This window comes from Phaeobacter sp. CAU 1743 (assembly GCF_039839315.1).
GTDB classification, from domain to species: Bacteria; Pseudomonadota; Alphaproteobacteria; order Rhodobacterales; family Rhodobacteraceae; genus Phycobacter; species Phycobacter gallaeciensis_A.
This window is the reverse complement of sequence record NZ_JBDOQR010000076.1, coordinates 1-19,261: the sequence shown is the minus strand read 5'-3', so window position 1 is coordinate 19,261 and position 19,261 is coordinate 1. Positions and strand designations below refer to the sequence as shown.

The window sequence follows — 19,261 nt, the reverse complement described above, 5'->3', positions numbered from 1 at the left end:
GGACATGATCGGCGACGCCCGTATAACCACCGAAACCTGGCATGAGTTCCTTGAAGACTTCGTCGATGACGCTGAACTGGTCGACCGCATCAAGGCCAAATCACCGTGGTAACAATGGAGCGGTTACAGAGTATCGGCAAACAAACCCTCTATATCTTCAAACCGAAAAACCAGGCTGGTGATGCCTGGGCCGTCAAACCTGACAAAACCATCAACGAGACGGTCATTCGAGAGAACTGGGATGACCTGCTGCGCTTGGTAGCCACCATCAAACTCAAGGAAAATACCGCCTCTGATATCTTCCGGAGGCTCAATTCCTACTCGCGCCAGCATGCTCTCTACCAGACGCTGAAAGCCTTCGGGCAAATCATAAAATCTTTGTTCATCCTACGCTACATTGATGACTTGGCTTTGCGACAAGCCATCGAAAAACAACTCAACAAAGTCGAATTGGCCAATCGCTTCACACGCGCAGTGGCCGTCGGCAATCCACGTGAGTTCTCGCAAACCGAAAAGGAAGAACAGGAGATCGCAGAGGCCTGCAACCGCTTGATCAAAAACAGCATCATCTGCTGGAACTATCTCTACTTGGCACGCCAAATCGGAAAAGCTCCAGACGCAGAGGCCAAAGGAAAGCTACTACGCCTGATTACCGCCCACTCGCCCATGTCATGGGCCCATATTAACATGCTGGGTGAGTACGACTTCTCAGAAGAAAAGCTTCGCGACACCCTCGGCATCCTACCCCCGAAAAAGGCCGCATAAAGTAACTGCAAAAAACAGAAGCGCAGGAAAGGCAGAAAACCAAGCAACATCAACTCAATGAAAAAATTCCTGTGGGACTTTCGGTACCTTTATGCTGATAGACCCCCGATGCGGGCGACGACCTCCAGGCCGCGGTCGCCTTGCTGCGTGACCAGAACCGCACCGGCAAACGCAAACTGCCCGATGATCCGCCCATGCCGTTCGCGGCCAAGCATTGGCCGTCGCTGATCTTGCAGGACGGTCAGCCAAAGCGGCGCATGTACGAAACTGCCGTTGTGTCCACCTTGCGAGATCGTCTGCGAGCCGGGGATGTTTGGGTCGACGGCAGTCGCGAGTATCGGCGGTTCGACAGCTACCTGATGCCCCGGAACACTGCGGAAATCGTCATGCGGGATGCGGGCTTCGAGACAGATCCGGAATCATGGCTGGCGGATCGGCGGGCCACGCTGGCAAAACGCCTTGATGAAGTGGACCGCGCCTTGAAGCGCGATGCTCTCACCGGCGTCCGGATCGAGCGCGGGCGCCTGAAAATCACGCCCCATGACGCGGTGACACCACCTGCTGCGGTGCGTCTGGAACGGGCCATTGACGCCGTGATGCCACGTATCCGCATCACGGAATTGCTTTGGGAGGTGAATGCGCAGACGGGGTTCCTCGACGCCTTCACTGATCTGCGTTCTGGCAAGCATCACGATGCGCCCGCCGCTGTGTTGGCCACGATCTTGGCTGGGGCGAGCAATCTCGGGCTAGAGCGGATGGCCTATGCCTCATCGCGCGTCAGCCATGCGCAGTTGACCTGGGCGCAGACATGGTACTTGCGGCCGGAGACGTTTGCAGATGCTCTGGGCCGCATTGTCGATGCCCATCATGGCCTGTCCTTCGCGCAGCACTGGGGCGTAGCTGAACATAGCTCATCGGATGGCCAATTCTTCTCCGCCAATCGAGGCAGCGGGGTGATCAACGCCAAATACGGGCCAGACCCTGGGTTGAAGATCTACTCCTTCCTGTCAGGCCAATACGGGTCGTTCCATTCGAGCGTCATCGGGGCAACCGCAGGCGAAGCCCCTTTCGTGCTCGATGGCCTCCTGAACAATCCGGCCAGCTTCGATCCCCTCGTTCATTACACAGATACTGGCGGCGTGTCGGACCACGTCTTTGCCCTGTTCCATCTGTTGGGGATGACCTTCGCGCCGCGTCTGCGCGACTTTCCGGACCGGAGATTGGCCTGCTTCGGGAGTGCAAAAGCGTGGCCCACTTTGTCTCCCATCATGGGCAAACCGATCAACGAAGAGGTGATACGGCAGCATTGGGGCGACATCATGCGGCTCGCGGCCAGCATACGCGACAAGTCTCTCAAACCGTCTGAAATCCTGCGCAAGCTTGGGGCGTACCGCCAGCAAAACCGGCTGTACCTCGCTCTGGGTGAAATCGGTCGGATCGAACGTACGCTCTTCATGCTCGACTGGATCGAGAACGCCGACCTGCGCATGGAAAGCCACGCAGGTCTCAACAAGGGTGAAGCGCGTCACTCGCTGGCCAAGGCCGTATTTGCTCATTCACAAGGGCGCATTCATGATCGCTCTGACGCGGCTCAACAGAAACGCGCGATGGCGCTCAACCTCGTCATTGCCGCCATCACGTTTTGGAACACTATTTACAGGCCAGACACCTCGCGCAGACCAGCCCGCTATACGATGCTAGGCTGCTTCCGCACACGTCGCCGCTCGGGTGGGAGCACGTCATCCTCTCTGGCGACTTCGATTGGCATTCTGGTGCAGCAGAGCGCAAAATTGCGCGGCCACTGAACATCAGGCCCGTCAGAGACTGGGGGACTTGAAGATGTTCGCTGAAAGTTCTCCCTTGGCGTGGTTTTACGAAGAAACCTTCCGATGGCCCCTATCTGCATCAGCCTATAGTACTCCTCTTTTGACCGGAGATGCGTTGTATTGACCCAAAGTACGGCCGCAAGGGAGCACGCACCGTCAAACAGCCGTGCACCTTTGCCTGCGCATCAGAACATATATGCCCTAAGCCTTCTTTACAGTTTTTGCCTTCGTACCATGCTCGTGGACCGTTTCGACAAGCGAATGATGCCCACCTTGTCTGGGTGCAAACCAGCGGTGCAGGGCGGGCATGACCAGTAGGGTCAGCACGGTTGACGAAACAAGCCCCCCGGTTACCACAGTGGCAAGCGGGCGTTGGACCTCGGCACCGACGCCGGTGGCGAAGAGCAATGGTGCCAGCCCAAGTGCCGTCGTCATGGCGGTCATCAGGACCGGACGCGCGCGCAGCCCTGCGGCCTCAATGGCCAAAGCCTCCAGATTGCGACCGGCGCGCGCAAAATCATCCATGAAACTGACCAATACCATACCGTTGCCCAACGCGATGCCGAACAATGCGATAAACCCGACAGTAGCAGGCACCGACACCGGCAACCCTGTCAACCAGAGCGCCATCGCACCACCCGTCAGCGCCAAGGGGATATTCAACAGGATGAGGATCGCTGATTTCAGGCGACCAAAGGTTACCAGAAGGATCAGCAGAACGATGCCCAACGTAATCGGAATAACCACTTTGAAACGGGCATTCGCCTGTTGCTGAAGCTCGAATTGGCCGCCCCAGACCAAACGATACCCGGGCGGTAGATCCAACTGAGCGTCCGTCAACGTCTGCGCTTCGGCAACGAAAGAGCCGATATCGCGACCGCGCACGTTGGACTGGACCGTGATGAAGCGTTCGCCATCTTCGCGTGTGATCTGGCGTGGACCGATTACAGTTTCGATATTGGCCACTGTGTCCAGCGGCACCCGTGCGCCCGAAGGCGATTCCAGCACGATGCGTCTGATCGCCTCCGGTGTGTCGCGGCTTTCTTCGTCAAAACGCACCATTATCGGAAACTGTCGCACGCCCTCGAACAGTGATCCGGCTTCGGCCCCGCCGACGGCTGCACGCAGCCCATCCAACGCGTCCTCAACATCAAGCCCGTAGCGACCAAGGGCTGACCGATCCACGGTTACCACAAGTTGCGGCGCACCGGTGATCTGGTCGGCCTGTACCTCGGCAGAACCCTCAACCTGTTGCAGGAGTGATTGCAGGACTTGTGATCGCTCCAACAGAATTTCGGAATCCGGTCCAAAGATTTTGACGGCCAGTTCGGCGCGTGTGCCGGTCAGCAATTCATCAACAGCCATCGCGATGGGTTGGCCGATATTTACCACAATCCCCGGAAAGCTTTCCAGATCTTCCGAAATCGCCGTGCGCAAACCTTCGGCAGACAAGCCGGGCCGCCACTGATCGACCGGGTTCAGCTCGATGAAGGCTTCGGCGCTGTTGGTCGGGTCAGCATGCGCGCCAACCTCACCACGCCCAATACGGGTCACGATGGACTTGATTTCAGGAAAATTCTTTAACAGCCGCTTTTCCACAAGCGTCGTCGTCTTCGTTCCTTCGGTAAGCGAAATCGAGGGTGCCATGGTGACGCGCATCAGAATATCGCCTTCCTCCAACGATGGCGTAAATTCGGAACCAAGTCGCGATCCTGCAAAACCGCCCACCGCCAAAAATATGCCGCACAGGACGATGGCGAAAAAACGGTTACGGACAAAGAACCCGGCCGCACCACTGACCATCGCGACAGTCCGCCCCGGCTTGTCAGGGGCCTTCTTGCCGGATCGGCGCATCACCGAAAAGGCCATGGAAGGCGCAATCAGGGCCGCATAGAACAGCGAGCCGGTCATGGCGAGTGCAGCCGATGCCGCCAAGGGCCGGAAGGTTTTGCCCTCAACCCCTTGCAGCGAGAAAAGCGGCAGGAAAACAACGATAACCACGGCAACCGCCGCCACCAGAGGTGCGATTACCTCGGCGGTAGATCGGGCAACCAACATACGCGGCTCTTCAGAGCCGTCATCTTCCTCAAAACTGCGATCCACGTTTTCAGAGATAACAATCGCCCCGTCGACCATCATCCCGATGGCGATGGCGACCCCTCCTAATGACATCAGATTGGCGCTGATACCGAGCACGTACATTGCGATAAACGCAAAACCTACGGAAAACGGGATCGACAGGACCACAACCAGACTGGGACGCCAGCCCCCCAGGAAGACAAACACCACCAACGCTACGAGCACAGCCCCCTGCCACAACGCCGTCGTGACGGTTGCGGAGGCCTTGTTTACCAGCGTTCCCTGATCATAGTAGGGGACCGCCAGTACACCATCCGGCAGGCTTGCGTTGATTTCCTCAAAGCGCTTCTGGACCCGCGCGATGACATCGGATGTGTTGGTGCCATAAAGTTTCAGAACCAGCCCTGCGACAACTTCGCCCTCACCGTTGGCGGTTGCAAGACCTTGCCGAACGCCACCGCCAACGGTGATGTGGCCCAGATCGCGCACGCGCACGGTGCGCCCGTCCTCCACGTTGACGACAATCTCTGCGAGATCAGAGATTGTCTTGGCAAGTCCAACGCCGCGCACCGTGTATTGTTCGGATCCGATTTCGAGGAATTGCGCCCCTTCGGTTTTGTTTCCGCGCTCTAATGCGCTGATCACATCGGCGATTTGAATATCATAGGCAAGCAGCGCATCGGGATCGAGCCTGACCTGATATTGCTTTTCATAGCCACCAAGGGACAAAACCTCGGTGACACCCGCCACGGTCTGCAACTGATACTTGACGATCCAGTCCTGAATTTCGCGCATCTCGACAAGGTTGCGTGCGCCGGTCTGATCTTCCAGACGGAAATACAGGATGAGGCCAAGCCCGGTTGAAATCGGACCCATTTGCGGGTCGCCAAACCCGTCGGGGATGTTGCCACGCGCTTCGGCGAGCCGCTCGCCCACGACCTGACGGGCGAAATAGACATCCGTCCCGTCCTCGAAATAGATGTTCACCACCGACAGCCCAAAATTCGAGACCGACCGCATATTTTTGAGTTTGGGCAGGCCCGACATCGCCGTTTCGATTGGATAGGTCACATAGCGCTCAACCTCTTCGGGGGCGAGCCCTTCGGTTTCGGTGAAAACCTGAACCAGCGCGGGTGTCACGTCCGGAAAGGCATCAACAGGCAAGGCGCGAAACGCAAAAAGCCCGCCAAGCGTCATCGCAAAAGCCGCAATGGCCGCCAAAAGCCAGCCGCCTGCGATGCGGTGCATAAAATCAGTCATAATCAGCTATCCTAATGTCCGTGGCCGTCGCCAAAGGCGTCTTTTTCAAGTTGGGCTTTGAGTGTGAAGGCCCCGTCAGAGACAAAGAGGTCGTCTTCCTCAAGGCCGCTGCGGATTTCCACATAGCCGCCAGCGGTTGTGCCAACCATGACGGCGCGCGGTGCGAACCCGCCGTCAACAGGGACAAAAACAGACGGACGGTTCTCTACCAGTTGCACGGCGGATTGTGGCACGCGCAAAACCTCCGCGGCATTGCCGACGCTGAGATCTGCAATCACAAACTGGCCGGGGGTCAGGCTTCTGTCAGCGTTGTCGAGGATGACACGCGCCGTCGCCGTGCGCGACACTTCATCAATAACCGGTAGAATAAAGGCCACCGTTGATTGTGCGATGACGTCGCCTGCGTCTGATTTCAAGGCGACGGGTGCGCCAACGCGAACGCGGCTGATGTCCTGTTTGTAAACTGCGATATCGGCCCAAACCACGCTGTCATCGACAATCGTGAACAGCACCTTGGCGCTGGAATCCCCGGCTGTTACCGTTTCCCCCAGCGTCGCCGCACGTCGCACAATTGTTCCCGCAAGTGGTGCAGTCAGATAGGCATTGGCATTGTTGCCATCCGGAGCAGTGGCTATTTTTTCGAGGGCGGCGTGATCAATTCCGACGGCATGCAGTTCGGTTTCCGCAGCTTCACTTTCGGTCTTTGCCGATTCATGCTCTGCGCGGGCCGTTTGGACATTTACCTCAGATGTGATCTTTTGCGCCCACAGCCCTTCCAGGCGCGTCAACGACTGTGCCGCAAGGGCTTCGTTCGTTTTTGAAATCATCCATTTCGCTTTCAACCCTGCAAGCTCGCGGCTTGTGATCAGTGCCAGCGTATCTCCATAGGCAACGGTGTCGCCTTCACCAACCAAAAGCCGGTCGATGACTCCGCTCACCTTGGGCGTGACATTTGCCATCCGGTCTGCGTCAAAGCGGATTTCTGCTGGCAGGCTGAGGGACTCGCCCAAGGCTCCCAACTCAGCTTGCTCTAGTAAGATTCCGGCCTCTTTCGCGACTTCGGGGGCCAGTTTGACAACATCGCCACCGCCTTCATCGCCGTGTGCGCCCTCAGCTTCACCAGCGTGGTCGTCATCGCCATGCGCATCCTTGGCTTCACCGGCGTGGTCGTCATCGCCATGCGCGTCTTTGGCTTCACCGGCGTGGTCGTCATCGCCGTGCGCGTCTTTGGCTTCATCGGCGTGGTCGTCATCACCGTGTGCATCTGCAGCTTCTCCGGCATGATCGTCATCTTGCGGCGCTGCTGCAGCTGCTGCAGTCATTGGCAATGGCGTTTCCGCATTTCCAGTCGCGCCAGTGATCGGGACCAAGGCAAATACGCCCACCGTCAGCGCAGCCATGGTCATCGTTGTCAGTTTCATAATCGTACTCCAGGAATTGAATAGGTCACTGAAAACACGTCCAGGCACCTGTTGGAACTTCGTCTGCCATGATCAAACCGATGAAATGGCCCTGACAGATTCGGCTCAAACGGTTTGGTCTGCTGTGATATCTATGAGTTTCTACAAAGCCCGCTGCGACGCGGGATATGTAAAATACCACTCTGCAATGGGGGCAGATCAGCCTCGCGGAGGACGGTAAAAACCTTGGAGCGTGGCAAGGACCACAGAGGCGTCAGCCCAGTGTCGCGACCGGTCTGCTGACGACTGATCGCATGCCAACTGCGCCTGCTTCAGTCCAATGATGTGGATATGGCAATCGCCAAAGCCATGGGATGCCTCACCATTTTCGCTAAATCTTTGATCCTGAGTAGCTAAATCAAGATCACCTGTATCGGTACCAAAAATAACTTTTTCAAAGACCGCTTCACCTGCCTCAAACACATGGGCATCGGCTTTTGCACTGCTGAAATTCAGAGCAGCCGCAAGCAGTATGGCTAACCCGATTTTAGCAACACGAATGGCGGACAAGTACTTCATAATGGGACCTTTACAGGACACGTAACCGATGGTCCATTCGCTTTTTGTCGCATGTTATTCACCATCAGAATCATAGGCTAACTTCCGTTCTGTTCTGCATCGCGCGCCTCATCATCAGCCGGATCAGCCTTCGGGGCCGCGTGCGCCGATGCCAAGGACCGGGACGGTGATTTAAAGCTCCGTTCCGTCAGAAAAGAGCAGGGTTAGCGGAAAGGTCTCCCCCTCGACGAGCGGAGATTGCAGTTGCATGAGCATGGCGTGATATCCGCCGGGTTCGAGGGCGATCATGCCCCCGAGCGGGATCATGATATCGTCCGCCGGAGCCATGCTGCTGACGCCGTCAGAATTGGTTCTGGTTTCGTGGATCGAGGCCATGTCGGAGATCTTCGCGCGAAGACCGATGAGAGAGATCGGATCGCTGCCCTCGTTCCGAACGGTCAGATAGGCCCCGCCCGGTCGCGACATTCCAAGGCTCGCGCGCGCCCAAGGGCTCTCGACCACAATCCATGCGTTGTCTGACAACTGCTGCGCTGACGATGCCATTGGCAAGCCCATCAGAAGAGTGACAGGCAGGCTCTGAATTGCGTTTGCGAAGGTTTTGAACACCTTGGTTCTCCTGTTCGTTCTAGTTGGTTGCTACAGCCTCGACTTCGGCTTGGACGAGCGACAAAAGCTGCTCCGCACCGAACTCTGGCAAAGGCTTACCGTTGACGAAGAACGTCGGTGTGCCCTGGATTCCGACAGCTTCTACATCGGCCCGGTCCTGATTGAGGACGCCGACGATGCTGGGTGACATGATCTGATTTGCGGCGGCGTCTGTGTCCAAGCCCGCCGCTCCGGCGATCTCCATGATGCGCTCAGCTGCCGGAGCGCCGTGAGAGGCCCAGGCAGGCTGATTTTCAAGCAGCGCTTCCAGCACGGGAACAAAAACGTCCTGCAACCGAGCCGCTTCCAGCACCTTGATTGCCAGCTCGGACCCATCGCCGTGGAACGGCGTGTAGCGCATGACGACGCGCACATCGTCGGGGTATTGCGCCAGTATCTGCTTCACGATGGGATGGAAGGCGCGGCAGGCCTCGCAGGCTGGGTCGAAGAACTCCACGATGGTCACCGGCGCATCCTCACGCCCGAGTATGGGAGAATAGGACCGAACAAGACGATCCTGTTGTTCCAGCGGAGCGGCTGTCGCCACCGGGGTCGGATCGGGGCGCGACACGAACCACGCACCAGCCGCAAAAACGACCAGCACCAGAGCGAGTATCGCAAGCAAAAGAGTCTTTCGGTTCATGTTGAAATCCGTCGAAGTTGAATGAGAAGGACAAGGATCGCCCCGAACGTCAGCAGGGAAAGCAGAGGGATCGGTATACCGACGATCAGCATCGCGTCATCGGTGCAGGATGGCCCGGATGCAGTGCAGGGCACGATCGGCGCAGGCACGATCCCGGCGTAAAGCAGGAAATGGTAGAGGGCGACAGCACCGCCCAGAACGGCAAGGGGCGCGGCATAGCGCCAGATCGAGAGGTCGGCGCGCCACGCCGCCACGCCCAGGATGACCGCGAGCGGGAACATGAAGGCTCGTTGGAACCAGCACAGATTGCAGGGAGTCCGCCCCAGAACCTCTCCGATGAAGAGCACGGCAAGCGACGCAGACAAGGCGACGAACCATGCCGCGAACAGGAAAGCCACCGGATTCTCGGCACTTGGCGTTGCGTCTGGCCCAGCTGTCACGTGCCGATTCTTTCGCGAAGATCGGCAACGATCAGTCCGGGTTCCTGATCGTATTCGTAGATGCGGACGAACTCGCCCTCCGGATCGAACAGGAGGAAGGACGACGTGTGCCCTATCGTATAGCCGTCGGGTGACGAGGCTTCCTCGGTCTTCTGGTAGTAGATCTTTAAGGTCTCGGCTGTTCGTTCGATCTGGTCCGGCGATCCGCTCAACCCAAGGATTCCGGGACCGAACTGGGGAACGTAGTCGGCCAGAGCGCCTGGCGTATCCCTTTCAGGGTCGACCGTGATGAACAGGGGCTGGACGGCGGCACCTTCGGTGCCGAGATGGTCCATGACCTGCGCGATGGTTGCGAGCCCCATTGGACACACGTCGGGGCAGTTCGCAAATCCGAAAAAGACGAGCATCCAGCGCCCCCGGAAATCCCCGTCGGTCTGCACCATACCGGTATGGTCCGTCAGTTCGAAATCCGCAGCGAAACTCTCGGCCTCGGGGTCGACACGCGCGGTGGTCGGTCCTTGACCGCGCTCGGTCATCCAGAGCGTGGCTGACACCGCCGCAGCGACAACCACTGCCGACCAGAGAACTATCCGGACCTTCTTCATTGCTTGCGCTACCCACCTGTTCAGTTCGTCTGTGCGCGGGATACAAGCTACAGCAGATAGAGGTTCAAGCGAAAAGTTGCTTTTTGTTGTCCGAAGTAACACCAAAGTGAAACCTTTGTCTTTTCAAAGGAGTTGGCTCTTCGGTAAGCTACAGTCTTTGTAGATTGAAGGAACGCACATGCTCGCAATTGGAACACTCTCGCGGAGAACCGGAACCAAGGTTCAGACGATCCGCTATTATGAAGAAATCGGTTTGATGAACGAGGCCGGGAGGACGGCGGGTGGCCAGCGCCGGTATTTCGAGAAAGATCTGGACCGGCTGGCCTTTATTCGGCACTCACGCCAGCTCGGCTTCTCGCTCGACTCCATCCGGGAGCTACTGGATCTGTCGGACAACCCGTCCCAATCCTGCGCGGAGGCGGATTCGATCGCGCGTCGGCAACTCCACCAAGTCGAACAGCGGATCAAGCGTCTGCAAGCGCTCAAGAAGGAACTGAAGCGCATGGTCGCCGAGTGCGACGGTGACAGCGTTGCGGAGTGCAAGGTTCTGGAGGTCCTGCGTGACCATTCGGAATGTCTGACCGAGCACGACGAGATTGGGGCTTGAGCGCCGCAATTGCCTATCCGCTGGCTGCTGTCGCGGAGATCAGCGGGTGTTCCGCTATCTGGGCGTGGTGGCGTCTTGGGGCATCACCGCTCTGGCTCGTACCTGGCGTATTCGCCCTCGCGCTTTTCGGCTGGTTGCTGGCGCAGGTCGAAACCAGCGCAGCGGGCCGCGCTTTCGCAGCCTATGGCGGCATCTACATCGGGGCCTCCATGCTCTGGATGTGGTTCGTCGAGGGCGAGCGACCTGACAGATGGGACTTCATAGGGACGTCTATCTGTTTGATCGGTGCCGCGATTATTCTTTCGGTGCCGAGAGAGACGTAGATAAATTCTCTTGGATCTACAGTCGCTAGAGGTTCTATATATCTTTTTGATAGCGGCATCCGAAGAGGGCGTTTCTGCCCCCTTTCTTAGAAATCGGAAGGTTTGCCAGTTCGATGGTCGAAAGCGAATTCAGCGGGAAGAATGAAAAAGAGCGCCAGACGCTCTGGATTGTTCTCGGTCTCAATCTCGCAATCGCTGCGGGGTTCTTCGCCACGGGAGCTATCGGCGATTCCAGCGCCCTGATCGCCAATGGTCTCGACAACACATCCGACAGCCTCGTCTATGGCATCAGCCTTCTGGCCTTGTCCCGGTCGTCGAAGTGGAAGCGGGGTGCCGCGAACGTATCCGGCGGATTGCTTCTGATCTTTGCGGTTGGCATTCTGATTGACGCTTGGCGGCGCTATGTCGGCGGTTCCGAACCGCTCGGAACTCTGATGATCGCAATGTCGCTGATCGCTGCGGTCGTCAACCTCGCCTGCATCTGGCTGCTCGGGCGACTGAAGGAACCGGACGTGAACATCCGGGCCGCCAACACCTTCAGCCTCAACGATTTCGCATCGAACGGCGGCATCCTGATCGCGGGCGGTCTCGTTTGGTGGTTGGGCAGCAACTGGCCCGACCTCGTTGTCGGGGTCGCGGTGGCTGGCATCGCGGCGTGGGGCGGCATAGGCATCCTGCGGGACGCGCATGACGAGCATCACAAGGCAGTTCACAATCACCAACCAGAATAGTCTCTCGCGTCGCGACAAGATAAAGGTTGAAGCTACAGTGACTGTAGAAACTATCATCTCTGTATAGTTGATTCTAGGAAACGCTCATGACCCCTGTTGACCCGCTGCTTTCGTCCACGCCACTCTTGGATTTCAGGCATCCTTCACTTGCCGCTCTGATCGCCGACCGGGGGTGGGGAACCTTGCCGTTGCATGATCGAATTGGTGCAATCTACGACTTCGTGCGAAACGAGATCGACTTTGGCTATAGCCACGCCGACGACATTCCTGCCTCCGAAGTACTCGAAGACAGGTATGGACAATGCAACACTAAGGGAACGCTGCTGATGGCGCTTCTACGCGCTGTTGGCGTAAGATGCCGCTTGCACGGCTTCACAATCCACAAAGCGTTGCAACGGGGCGTCGTGCCTGAACTGATCTATCCGATCGCACCCGCAGAAATCCTCCACTCATGGATCGAGGTCGAGACCGAGGCAGGATGGGTCGATCTTGAGGGCTTCATCCTCGACACATCCTTCCTGTTGGCCTTGCAGCGGTCGTTTCCCGGGACTCAGTCCCTATGCGGCTACGGTGCCGGGACCGACTGCTTGAGCGCACCGCCAGTCGGATGGACGGGGGAGAGTACATATATCCAGAAGACCGGCATCGCCCGCGATTTTGGAACATTCGATAATCCTGACATGTTTTATGAGCACCATCGTCAGGCGTTAGGCCCGCTGCGCGACTGGATCTACCATCCCCAGCCCGTACCGATGCGGATGGGCCGCACTCTGACGGACCGGGTAGAGGGATAACGGTGCTGGCCACCGCTGACTGCCGATCACGCGTGACCGATCGCACGCGCCATGAGACATGACGAAAGGGCCGCGCCAAGCGCGACCCCCTCTCTTCAATCCTGCGACGCCTTCTTCGCCGGGTCCGCAACCCGCATGACCGTCAGGCCTTTCGCTTCCGCCTTCTGCCCGAGGTTCAACGCGACCCCGTTACCGCCGAAGAGTACAACCCCCGTCGCCGCGAACTTGTCGTCCAGCATTTCGTCGTTGCACTTGAACGGTGCCGCCCGCCCATGCGCGGACCAGCGCGGATCGAAGCGCGCTTGTGCGACCCCGCGTGCCCGGGCCCACCGAGCCGCAATCATCTCTGCCCCGTGCTTGCCACCCTTATGGCAGAGGAAGATCTCCTGGTTGCGGTTCTGTTTGATCCGTTCGCGAACCTTGTCGAGCGTGTTGAAGATCACATCGACATCGGTCCAGTCGGTGGCGCCTGAGACGATCAGGGGCACCCCCTCGACTTTCGACTTCTCGGCGGTTTCACGGTCGTGCTGCTCCAGGAGCTGCCGTGCCTCGAAGACCGCCCCGGTCTCCTGCGCCCGGACGCTTGCGCGCGACCCGGCTGCCGGGATGAAGGCGTGGCCCGTTTCGATCTCGTAGCATTCCGCCGCAGCCTCGCTCATCACCTCGATGGCGCCGACAATCTCGCGCAGCTGCACAAAGCGCGCCTGCGCCTCTTCGAGCGCGGTCTCGGCGATCTCCGATCCGTCGTGGGATTTTGCCAGCGCGCCGATCTTGTCGGCGGTGCGGTCGACCTCCTTGCCGAGCGCCACCTTGCGGCGCTGGAGGATCGTCGCGAGCCCATGGGCCAGCGGTTCGATCTCTGCTTCAAGCCCAGTCCCCCGCAGCTGCCCGAGCAAAGCCTCGAAGCTTTCGCGGATGATGTGGTCTGTCAGGATGTGATCCTCGGGGATCGGCAGCTGCGCGTCCCTCTCGGTCAGTCCGAAAAGTTCGATGGTCTCGTAGGTGTTTGCGGTGTCGTAAGCCATGTCTGGTCTCCAGTGTTCGGTTCCAAGGCCACCACGTGAGTGTGGGGGCATGGCCGAATGCCTGGTTTCCAAATCTGCCCGGGTCAGGGACGGCGCAGCCGCCGGCTTGCCGGGCGCAAAAGTTTTCCGCGCGCAGCACCCGACACATGCGCGTCCTCACGCACGGGACTGCCCCGCACCACTGGCGCCGCCCTCGCCGAAAAGTTTTGCGATCCTTGACGCGGGCTGATTTGGGGGCCATCCGGAGGATATGCTTCCGCACTCATGTGTGTGTGTTTTGACGGTAGGTTTGCCCGACCCGAGCAGGCAAACGGCCCGACCGGACGCGGGAGACGGATGGAGTGGCGGGATCGTTTTGGCCTCGGGCCAAAACAGACCAAAGCGCAATCCGGCGGAGCGGCCGGGGAGGGACGTGCTCGCGAGGCGGGCAAATCGGGATGCCGGGTGCGACGCCGCGGTGAGGCCGCATGGCCGAATGCGCGACGGACCGAAGGGCCGTTCTCCCCTGCGACACGCGAAGCCGAGCTGGGGAGGCCGCAAGGCTCAGACCAAAATTGATGTGCTGGACACGCCGTTGCCGACGATAGGGATTACTCGTCTAAGCATTCGATGCGGTGGGCGGGAATCGGACCTGCGGTTTTTCCGTCGCAGCACTTTGTCATATCCGATGTTCATCTTAAGAAACGTGAGTGCCGTGATCTTTTCAATCTTGCTGCGCCAAATATCTCTACAGCTACTGGGTTTGCCGTATCCTCAAGCGGTTCTCGATTTCTGTGTGGATGTCGTAACGGGTATCAATCGCGAGTTGCAGCGTAACAGCTATCGCGAAGCGGATGTCTTCGTCTGGGCTCAGGCCGCCACCCGAAGAGTCGCTGCATTGTACTCGGATTGGTATGATCGCATCTCCGCCAAATGTGGGGGTCAAGACGCGCGCGTGGGATAGCCGACGGGACCAAACGGTTCCTTTGGCAATAGCATTTGACGTCGGAACGTCACCCTTCATCTTAAGTCGCCATTCGTTATCTGGTTCGTCCCCTTCATCAGCAGCAACGGCCTCAAGGCGTGCGAGCCTGTACCTTGCGCGCGCGACATCTATCGGAGAAAACCAAGCAAGTGTGACGAGGAGCGATCTATGCACCCGGTCATTTGACAATGACTGTGGCAACGGCATTTCAAAGACTCGTGCACCATCTTTGCGGACTGTGCCGAGGCCGACCAACGTCGCTCCCTTCGGCGGCCCTTCGCTCATAAGGTCCTCGTTCACAAGGCCATAACCGTATCCAGACAGGACCTCAGCACCGGCATGTTCATGATTCTTGCCTGACGCCATTTGGGAGCTGCGAAGGTCTGCTGCACTTTCTGGCCAACGAGCCCCGTGGACGGTCAGGGTTCGCGTCAGAAGCGCCATGTCGCGCCGAGGGAGTTCTTGTCCTTCATAGGCGCCGTCTGGCCCTGTCAATGCAGCGGCTGCTTGCAAGATGGATCTGGTAGTGAGCGCAGCTGCACAACTTGTGCCACATGCCCATGCTCGTCGGCCAGATACTGCGGACGAATGCGGTGGCGCAGCGACTAGGAGACCGGACGCAGGAAGGGCATTTGCTACCCGAAGGTTTAGATTTCCGCTTATGGAAGAAGCGCGGACGTCATGACGGCCGCCGACTGCTATTACATCGGGTTTGATGGCGCGATATGCTCCAGGACCAGCCGCCGACGAAACCGCTGGAACCACCGATGCTGCGTCATGAACAGCAAGTACGCCAGCTGGCAGAATGCCAGAACCCTTGGCGGCGCTGCTTGTCGAAGCGGCACCAACCGTAAGCACGTTCATGGCTTCTGCTGGAGATAGCAGAGTTCGCCTATGCCGTTGCGCTCGCCGTGCTTCATCCACCATCGCTTGACGAGCCTCGATGGCCGCATCCTCAAATGCGGTGGCGTTGATCCCGGAGACTGTTAAAGCATCGCCAACATTTCCAGCCGATACGACAAAAAGAACGCCGGCTCGATATGCCCACCAGTCAAGCAACCGGGCCAAGGCGCTCAAGCGGCCAGTGAAATGCCCATTCATCACGCCGATGGAGAGATTCACGACGAAAGCATCGGGAGCAATTGGGTTTTGGCCCTCTAACGCCGCAACAAGCGCTGTATGGATCACGTCGACGAATAGGCGACTTTCGGGAGAAACCGCAGTATTGTCATTGTCAACAAGCACGGGAATCGAAATAAGTCTGCTGTCGGAAACTGGTACACCATCAGCGTTCAAATCGCCTCGAAGAATCAACGATGACATTGAGGTAGCATGACGACGCTGCCGAACCTGAGACAGGCGCACAAGATCGTGTACATCCTCGATGTATACGCCATCGTTCAGATCAGGATGTGCCGCAATGGGAGTGCCATCCAGCAGCAGTGCGCGAGCTGGGAGTTCGGGGTCAAATTGAGCGTCACGCCGACTTGCAGGTTCATCCCCCGGCCCAGCGTCCCCCGCTTCGTCTTCAACCGGTATCGTTTGGGCTATGGTTTGAGGTAAAATAAATTGCAGGCCGTCCAACGTCGCCAGCCCTTCCGGCGCCGCTGGATTGTCCAGCATCTCTCGGACCGCACCAGCGGGCATCGATGCCAGTAGAGCGTCGTAAACAAAATCGATTTCGGAGATTATGCTACGTGCAATTATGTTGCCCCCGAAAGCTTCAACCCGCGCTTGAGCCTCTCGTCGCCACTGATTTCGGCGCTCATCACTGCGCGTTGGCCAAATCTCGAGCTCGAGGTTCACGGCAACTTCGTCGTCGAAGGGCAAGCGATCACGAATGATCTCTCGTGCCTCAAGTGTCAAACGATCTGCTGGTCCCCAAGGACGGAGTTCAGCCAAAAGGTCGAAGAGATTACGCCAGGGAGTTTGACCGTCCGGAAGATCTTCACCTCGCCTGTAAGTTCGCCAAAGCCGACGTAAGGTCTGCAATGAGCCTTCAGTGGGCATCGTTGCATATAGAGTTGGATTTGCGAACTCGATTCCATCGATTGGCATCCCGCCAGGGAGTGCGTAATCGTCTTCGAGGTCGACCTCCGTAAGCACTTCGATACCTGCATCGCGCGCAACCCGAATAAGATTTGCGATTGGAACGGCAGAGACAAACACCATCGCGCGCTCGGGCGCTATTCCGGCAGGATCCGCCCGAAGCGAGACGGCGGCATCTTCGCCTTGAAAAGCTTGATCTAGGCGTGAGAATTCTCGTTCAAAGCGCTCAGCCTGAACCGTGTGGCCACCTGCGGCACCCCGCGGACGGGGCATTTTGGGTGGAGAACCTTTGATACGCTGTGTCGGCCGCTCTCTAATCGGAAGGGGGAGGATCGGTCGCTCGGTCATGGGAATCACTTTCTGGTGCTCGGCCGGAATGGTTGTGCCAGGCACGTATTCGATCGTTGATCAATGTTCTCAATGTTATGCGTCCCTGCGCAAGAGCCCAGCGACGATGTAAATCATGGAAAAAGGTCTCGGCTTCCGAAAAGCTGAGCGGCGCTACCGCCTCTCTGAGACGCTTCGGCGTATATCCGGCCGGACCATCGAATTCCCGAAGCCGCTCAGCAAAATAGGTCGTCATGTGCTCATCATCTGGGCGATCAAGCGTCAGACGGATTTCGAACCTGCGCCAAGTCGCGCGATCCAGTAGCTCGGGATGGTTGGTGGCTCCAACCAGAACGCAGTAGGATGGGAGATCGTCAAGCTGCAGCAACAGCGAAGTGACCAATCTCTTTATTTCACCGGTTTCGTGCAAGTCGCCTCGTTCTTTGCCGATCGCGTCAAACTCGTCAAAGAATAGTACGCAGGGTTCGGTTCGGACATAGTCGAAAAGCCTCCGGAGTCTTTGAGCGGTTTCACCGAGGTAGCTGGTGATGACCGCGTCATATCGAACGACGAACAACGGCAAGGCAAGCTCAGAAGCTATGGCCTCCGCCAACGACGTTTTGCCGTTGCCGGGCGGACCAACAAGCAGCAGCCGATGCCGGGGTTCAAATCCATGTGCCCTTAGTACATCAGCGCGCGCCTGCTCTTCGATCAGTTCAAGGCACGCATTTCGGTTTGCTTGGGTCAGATAGAGCTGAGACAACGCTCGCTCTGGATGGCGGCGATCAATTCCGCCCGAGCCATCTCGAACTCTTGGGCTGCCGTTGGCCGGGCGTCCAGGAATGTTGGAGACAGGCGCAGCAGAAACCGCTTTGGCAATACGATCAGCGACGCCAGTGTGTTTCTTCGCGCGCTCCTCAGCCGCAATGGCTTCGGCGGTAACCCGGACGGCATCCTGGTTACCGGAAACTCCGGCCTTTACAAGTTCGACGATCAGTTCGCTGCGCACAAATTTCTCCAGTCCGGTCCTCGACCGATTTCGTACTTTTATGACGGATTCAAGAGATTGTCACCCGATTACGCATTTTTCTTTCCGTAAGGCTCTTGCCTACACGAGGCATCCTTCTTGGGCAATGCCGCGTCCACGTCATCGTTGGGAGTATGAACGACCGTTTCGCCGGAGCCTCACCGTAGCGCGCCGGTAGTTCATTAGTGGCCGCTTAATGCCTAGCGTACGGCTTCAGTCCAGATCGACGTCGCCCAGACGCGGCGCATGGACATGCGTTCGGACAAGAAATGCAGCGGCCGCGCCGGCCAAAGCGCCGAACAGATGAGCCTCCCACGAGACGCCAGGCTGACCCGGAAGAACGCCCCAGAGAATGGAGCCATAGAGCAAACCGACCACCAGTGCCGCGCCCAGCGTGATCAGTGAGCGATCCACGAGGCCGCGCGCGACGAGGAAGCCAAACCAGCCGAAGACGAGCCCTGACGCGCCGATATGGATGGCCGAGCTTCCGAACAGCCAGACAAGACCGCCGCCGAGGCTGATCACCACGGCGTTCACCGGCAGCAAGGCTCGCGTGGTCGTTGCCACCAGCAGCCCACCCATCACCAATAGCGGCGGCGTATTGGCCATAAGGTGCGCGAAGCTTCCATGCAGGAGGGGCATGGTGATGACACCATCCAATCCGCTTACGTGCCGGGGGATCAGGCCGAAGGCCGGGTTCAAGCCGTAACCGATAATCCAATTGAGGAGGTGAACCGCCCAGAGCAGTGCGACAAAGGCGACAAGCGCCGCGGTGCGCCGCAAGAAAGCGCGCATGTGATCCCGGTTAATCATGTTGGCGACAGTAGACGTCCCCACAGAGCCTTCAACGGCTTTCGCGCGCTGCACAGGGTGCCACCTTTGGGAAAGGGGGTTTGAGGCGGCCAACCTCGGTACGGCTCAAGCCAAGAGAATGGCTCCGATCTTACACGGTGTTCCCCGGGCGAAAGGGCTGCGGTTCACGCTCGGGGCGCTTCAACGCTTCGGCATATTTTCGGGCATTGTCGTCAATCGTGCCGTGCCAGAGCTTTGAGAGCCCGATTTGAAACTAATTGAGTGAGTTCAGGAGGTTGTGTTTCTGTTCGGGTACGACACTGAACGGAGACCACGATGGCCTGGACCGAACTCACCCGCAGCCAGCATGCCCGTGAGGG

Annotated in this window: 16 protein-coding genes and 1 pseudogene; 6 read left to right on the top strand and 11 right to left on the bottom strand. The window is 58.3% G+C overall.

The features are described from left to right. The first annotated feature begins 114 nt into the window (after positions 1–114). Complete coding sequence (locus AAFO90_RS21045) at positions 115–765, top strand: Tn3 family transposase (RefSeq protein WP_347510639.1); 651 nt, start codon at positions 115–117, stop codon at positions 763–765. A 107-nt stretch (positions 766–872) separates the two neighbouring features. Continuing rightward, positions 873–2,602 (top strand): annotated as a pseudogene (locus tag AAFO90_RS21040) (Tn3 family transposase); the annotation flags it as partial. A gap of 190 nt (positions 2,603–2,792) precedes the next feature. Here the strand turns inward: AAFO90_RS21040 and AAFO90_RS21035 are convergent. The 7 genes from AAFO90_RS21035 to AAFO90_RS21005 all read right to left on the bottom strand — a co-directional run bounded on the left by AAFO90_RS21035 (position 2,793) and on the right by AAFO90_RS21005 (position 10,173). Next, positions 2,793–5,930, bottom strand: coding sequence for a CusA/CzcA family heavy metal efflux RND transporter (locus tag AAFO90_RS21035; RefSeq protein ID WP_340290410.1), 3,138 nt, complete (start codon positions 5,928–5,930; stop codon positions 2,793–2,795). 11 nt (positions 5,931–5,941) lie between these two features. Beyond that, on the bottom strand, positions 5,942–7,351 hold the full coding sequence (locus tag AAFO90_RS21030; RefSeq protein WP_347510636.1) for an efflux RND transporter periplasmic adaptor subunit: 1,410 nt from the start codon (positions 7,349–7,351) through the stop codon (positions 5,942–5,944). A gap of 198 nt (positions 7,352–7,549) precedes the next feature. Then, entirely contained in the window at positions 7,550–7,909 is a 360-nt protein-coding gene (locus tag AAFO90_RS21025; protein ID WP_340290416.1) for a hypothetical protein, read from the bottom strand. A 171-nt stretch (positions 7,910–8,080) separates the two neighbouring features. After that, positions 8,081–8,464 (bottom strand): copper chaperone PCu(A)C, encoded by a 384-nt coding sequence (locus AAFO90_RS21020; protein WP_237273997.1) that lies wholly within the window; start codon positions 8,462–8,464, stop codon positions 8,081–8,083. A gap of 70 nt (positions 8,465–8,534) precedes the next feature. Further along, the gene (locus AAFO90_RS21015; protein ID WP_347510635.1) at positions 8,535–9,197 is read right to left on the bottom strand and encodes a thioredoxin domain-containing protein; all 663 of its coding nucleotides are present in this window, start codon (positions 9,195–9,197) and stop codon (positions 8,535–8,537) included. Further along, entirely contained in the window at positions 9,194–9,637 is a 444-nt protein-coding gene (locus tag AAFO90_RS21010) for a disulfide bond formation protein B (protein ID WP_347510634.1), read from the bottom strand. Before AAFO90_RS21010 ends, AAFO90_RS21015 begins: the two co-directional genes overlap by 4 nt. Then, positions 9,634–10,173 (bottom strand): SCO family protein, encoded by a 540-nt coding sequence (locus AAFO90_RS21005; RefSeq protein ID WP_347510638.1) that lies wholly within the window; start codon positions 10,171–10,173, stop codon positions 9,634–9,636. The genes AAFO90_RS21010 and AAFO90_RS21005 overlap by 4 nt, the downstream gene beginning before the upstream one ends. Positions 10,174–10,420: 247 nt before the next feature. On the opposite strand from AAFO90_RS21005, the gene AAFO90_RS21000 reads away from it, so the two are divergent. The 4 genes from AAFO90_RS21000 to AAFO90_RS20985 all read left to right on the top strand — a co-directional run bounded on the left by AAFO90_RS21000 (position 10,421) and on the right by AAFO90_RS20985 (position 12,697). Next, complete coding sequence (locus AAFO90_RS21000) at positions 10,421–10,849, top strand: helix-turn-helix domain-containing protein (protein WP_347510633.1); 429 nt, start codon at positions 10,421–10,423, stop codon at positions 10,847–10,849. Continuing rightward, positions 10,816–11,172, top strand: a complete 357-nt coding sequence (locus tag AAFO90_RS20995) for a YnfA family protein (protein WP_347510632.1) — start codon at positions 10,816–10,818, stop codon at positions 11,170–11,172. Before AAFO90_RS21000 ends, AAFO90_RS20995 begins: the two co-directional genes overlap by 34 nt. Before the next feature lie 113 nt (positions 11,173–11,285). Continuing rightward, the gene (locus tag AAFO90_RS20990) at positions 11,286–11,903 is read left to right on the top strand and encodes a cation transporter (protein ID WP_024099354.1); all 618 of its coding nucleotides are present in this window, start codon (positions 11,286–11,288) and stop codon (positions 11,901–11,903) included. A gap of 86 nt (positions 11,904–11,989) precedes the next feature. Next, entirely contained in the window at positions 11,990–12,697 is a 708-nt protein-coding gene (locus tag AAFO90_RS20985; RefSeq protein ID WP_347510631.1) for a transglutaminase family protein, read from the top strand. Positions 12,698–12,792: 95 nt separating this feature from the next. Here AAFO90_RS20985 and AAFO90_RS20980 read toward each other — a convergent pair whose 3' ends face one another. The 4 genes from AAFO90_RS20980 to AAFO90_RS20965 form a co-directional block, all read right to left on the bottom strand. Further along, positions 12,793–13,722 carry a DUF2493 domain-containing protein gene (locus AAFO90_RS20980; RefSeq protein ID WP_347510630.1) on the bottom strand — a complete coding sequence of 310 codons (930 nt, stop codon included), beginning with the start codon at positions 13,720–13,722 and terminating at the stop codon, positions 12,793–12,795. A 733-nt stretch (positions 13,723–14,455) separates the two neighbouring features. Next, entirely contained in the window at positions 14,456–16,858 is a 2,403-nt protein-coding gene (locus tag AAFO90_RS20975) for a S8 family serine peptidase (RefSeq protein WP_347510629.1), read from the bottom strand. 190 nt (positions 16,859–17,048) lie between these two features. Then, entirely contained in the window at positions 17,049–18,071 is a 1,023-nt protein-coding gene (locus tag AAFO90_RS20970) for an ATP-binding protein (RefSeq protein WP_074647065.1), read from the bottom strand. A 231-nt stretch (positions 18,072–18,302) separates the two neighbouring features. Continuing rightward, a complete protein-coding gene (locus AAFO90_RS20965) occupies positions 18,303–18,902 on the bottom strand; it encodes a rhomboid family intramembrane serine protease (RefSeq protein ID WP_347510637.1) in 600 nt (199 codons plus the stop codon). Positions 18,903–19,261 lie beyond the last annotated feature (359 nt).

What these genes read in the sequence shown, in the direction of transcription:
- AAFO90_RS21045 (WP_347510639.1), top strand. Translation starts at nt 115, where the DNA reads ATGGAGCGGTTACAGAGTATCGGCAAACAAACCCTCTATATCTTCAAA.
- AAFO90_RS21035 (WP_340290410.1), bottom strand. Translation starts at nt 5,930, where the DNA reads ATGACTGATTTTATGCACCGCATCGCAGGCGGCTGGCTTTTGGCGGCC.
- AAFO90_RS21030 (WP_347510636.1), bottom strand. Translation starts at nt 7,351, where the DNA reads ATGAAACTGACAACGATGACCATGGCTGCGCTGACGGTGGGCGTATTT.
- AAFO90_RS21025 (WP_340290416.1), bottom strand. Translation starts at nt 7,909, where the DNA reads ATGAAGTACTTGTCCGCCATTCGTGTTGCTAAAATCGGGTTAGCCATA.
- AAFO90_RS21020 (WP_237273997.1), bottom strand. Translation starts at nt 8,464, where the DNA reads ATGGGCTTGCCAATGGCATCGTCAGCGCAGCAGTTGTCAGACAACGCA.
- AAFO90_RS21015 (WP_347510635.1), bottom strand. Translation starts at nt 9,197, where the DNA reads ATGAACCGAAAGACTCTTTTGCTTGCGATACTCGCTCTGGTGCTGGTC.
- AAFO90_RS21005 (WP_347510638.1), bottom strand. Translation starts at nt 10,173, where the DNA reads ATGACCGAGCGCGGTCAAGGACCGACCACCGCGCGTGTCGACCCCGAG.
- AAFO90_RS21000 (WP_347510633.1), top strand. Translation starts at nt 10,421, where the DNA reads ATGCTCGCAATTGGAACACTCTCGCGGAGAACCGGAACCAAGGTTCAG.
- AAFO90_RS20995 (WP_347510632.1), top strand. Translation starts at nt 10,816, where the DNA reads ATGTCTGACCGAGCACGACGAGATTGGGGCTTGAGCGCCGCAATTGCC.
- AAFO90_RS20990 (WP_024099354.1), top strand. Translation starts at nt 11,286, where the DNA reads ATGGTCGAAAGCGAATTCAGCGGGAAGAATGAAAAAGAGCGCCAGACG.
- AAFO90_RS20985 (WP_347510631.1), top strand. Translation starts at nt 11,990, where the DNA reads ATGACCCCTGTTGACCCGCTGCTTTCGTCCACGCCACTCTTGGATTTC.
- AAFO90_RS20980 (WP_347510630.1), bottom strand. Translation starts at nt 13,722, where the DNA reads ATGGCTTACGACACCGCAAACACCTACGAGACCATCGAACTTTTCGGA.
- AAFO90_RS20975 (WP_347510629.1), bottom strand. Translation starts at nt 16,858, where the DNA reads ATGGTGTTTGTCTCTGCCGTTCCAATCGCAAATCTTATTCGGGTTGCG.
- AAFO90_RS20965 (WP_347510637.1), bottom strand. Translation starts at nt 18,902, where the DNA reads ATGATTAACCGGGATCACATGCGCGCTTTCTTGCGGCGCACCGCGGCG.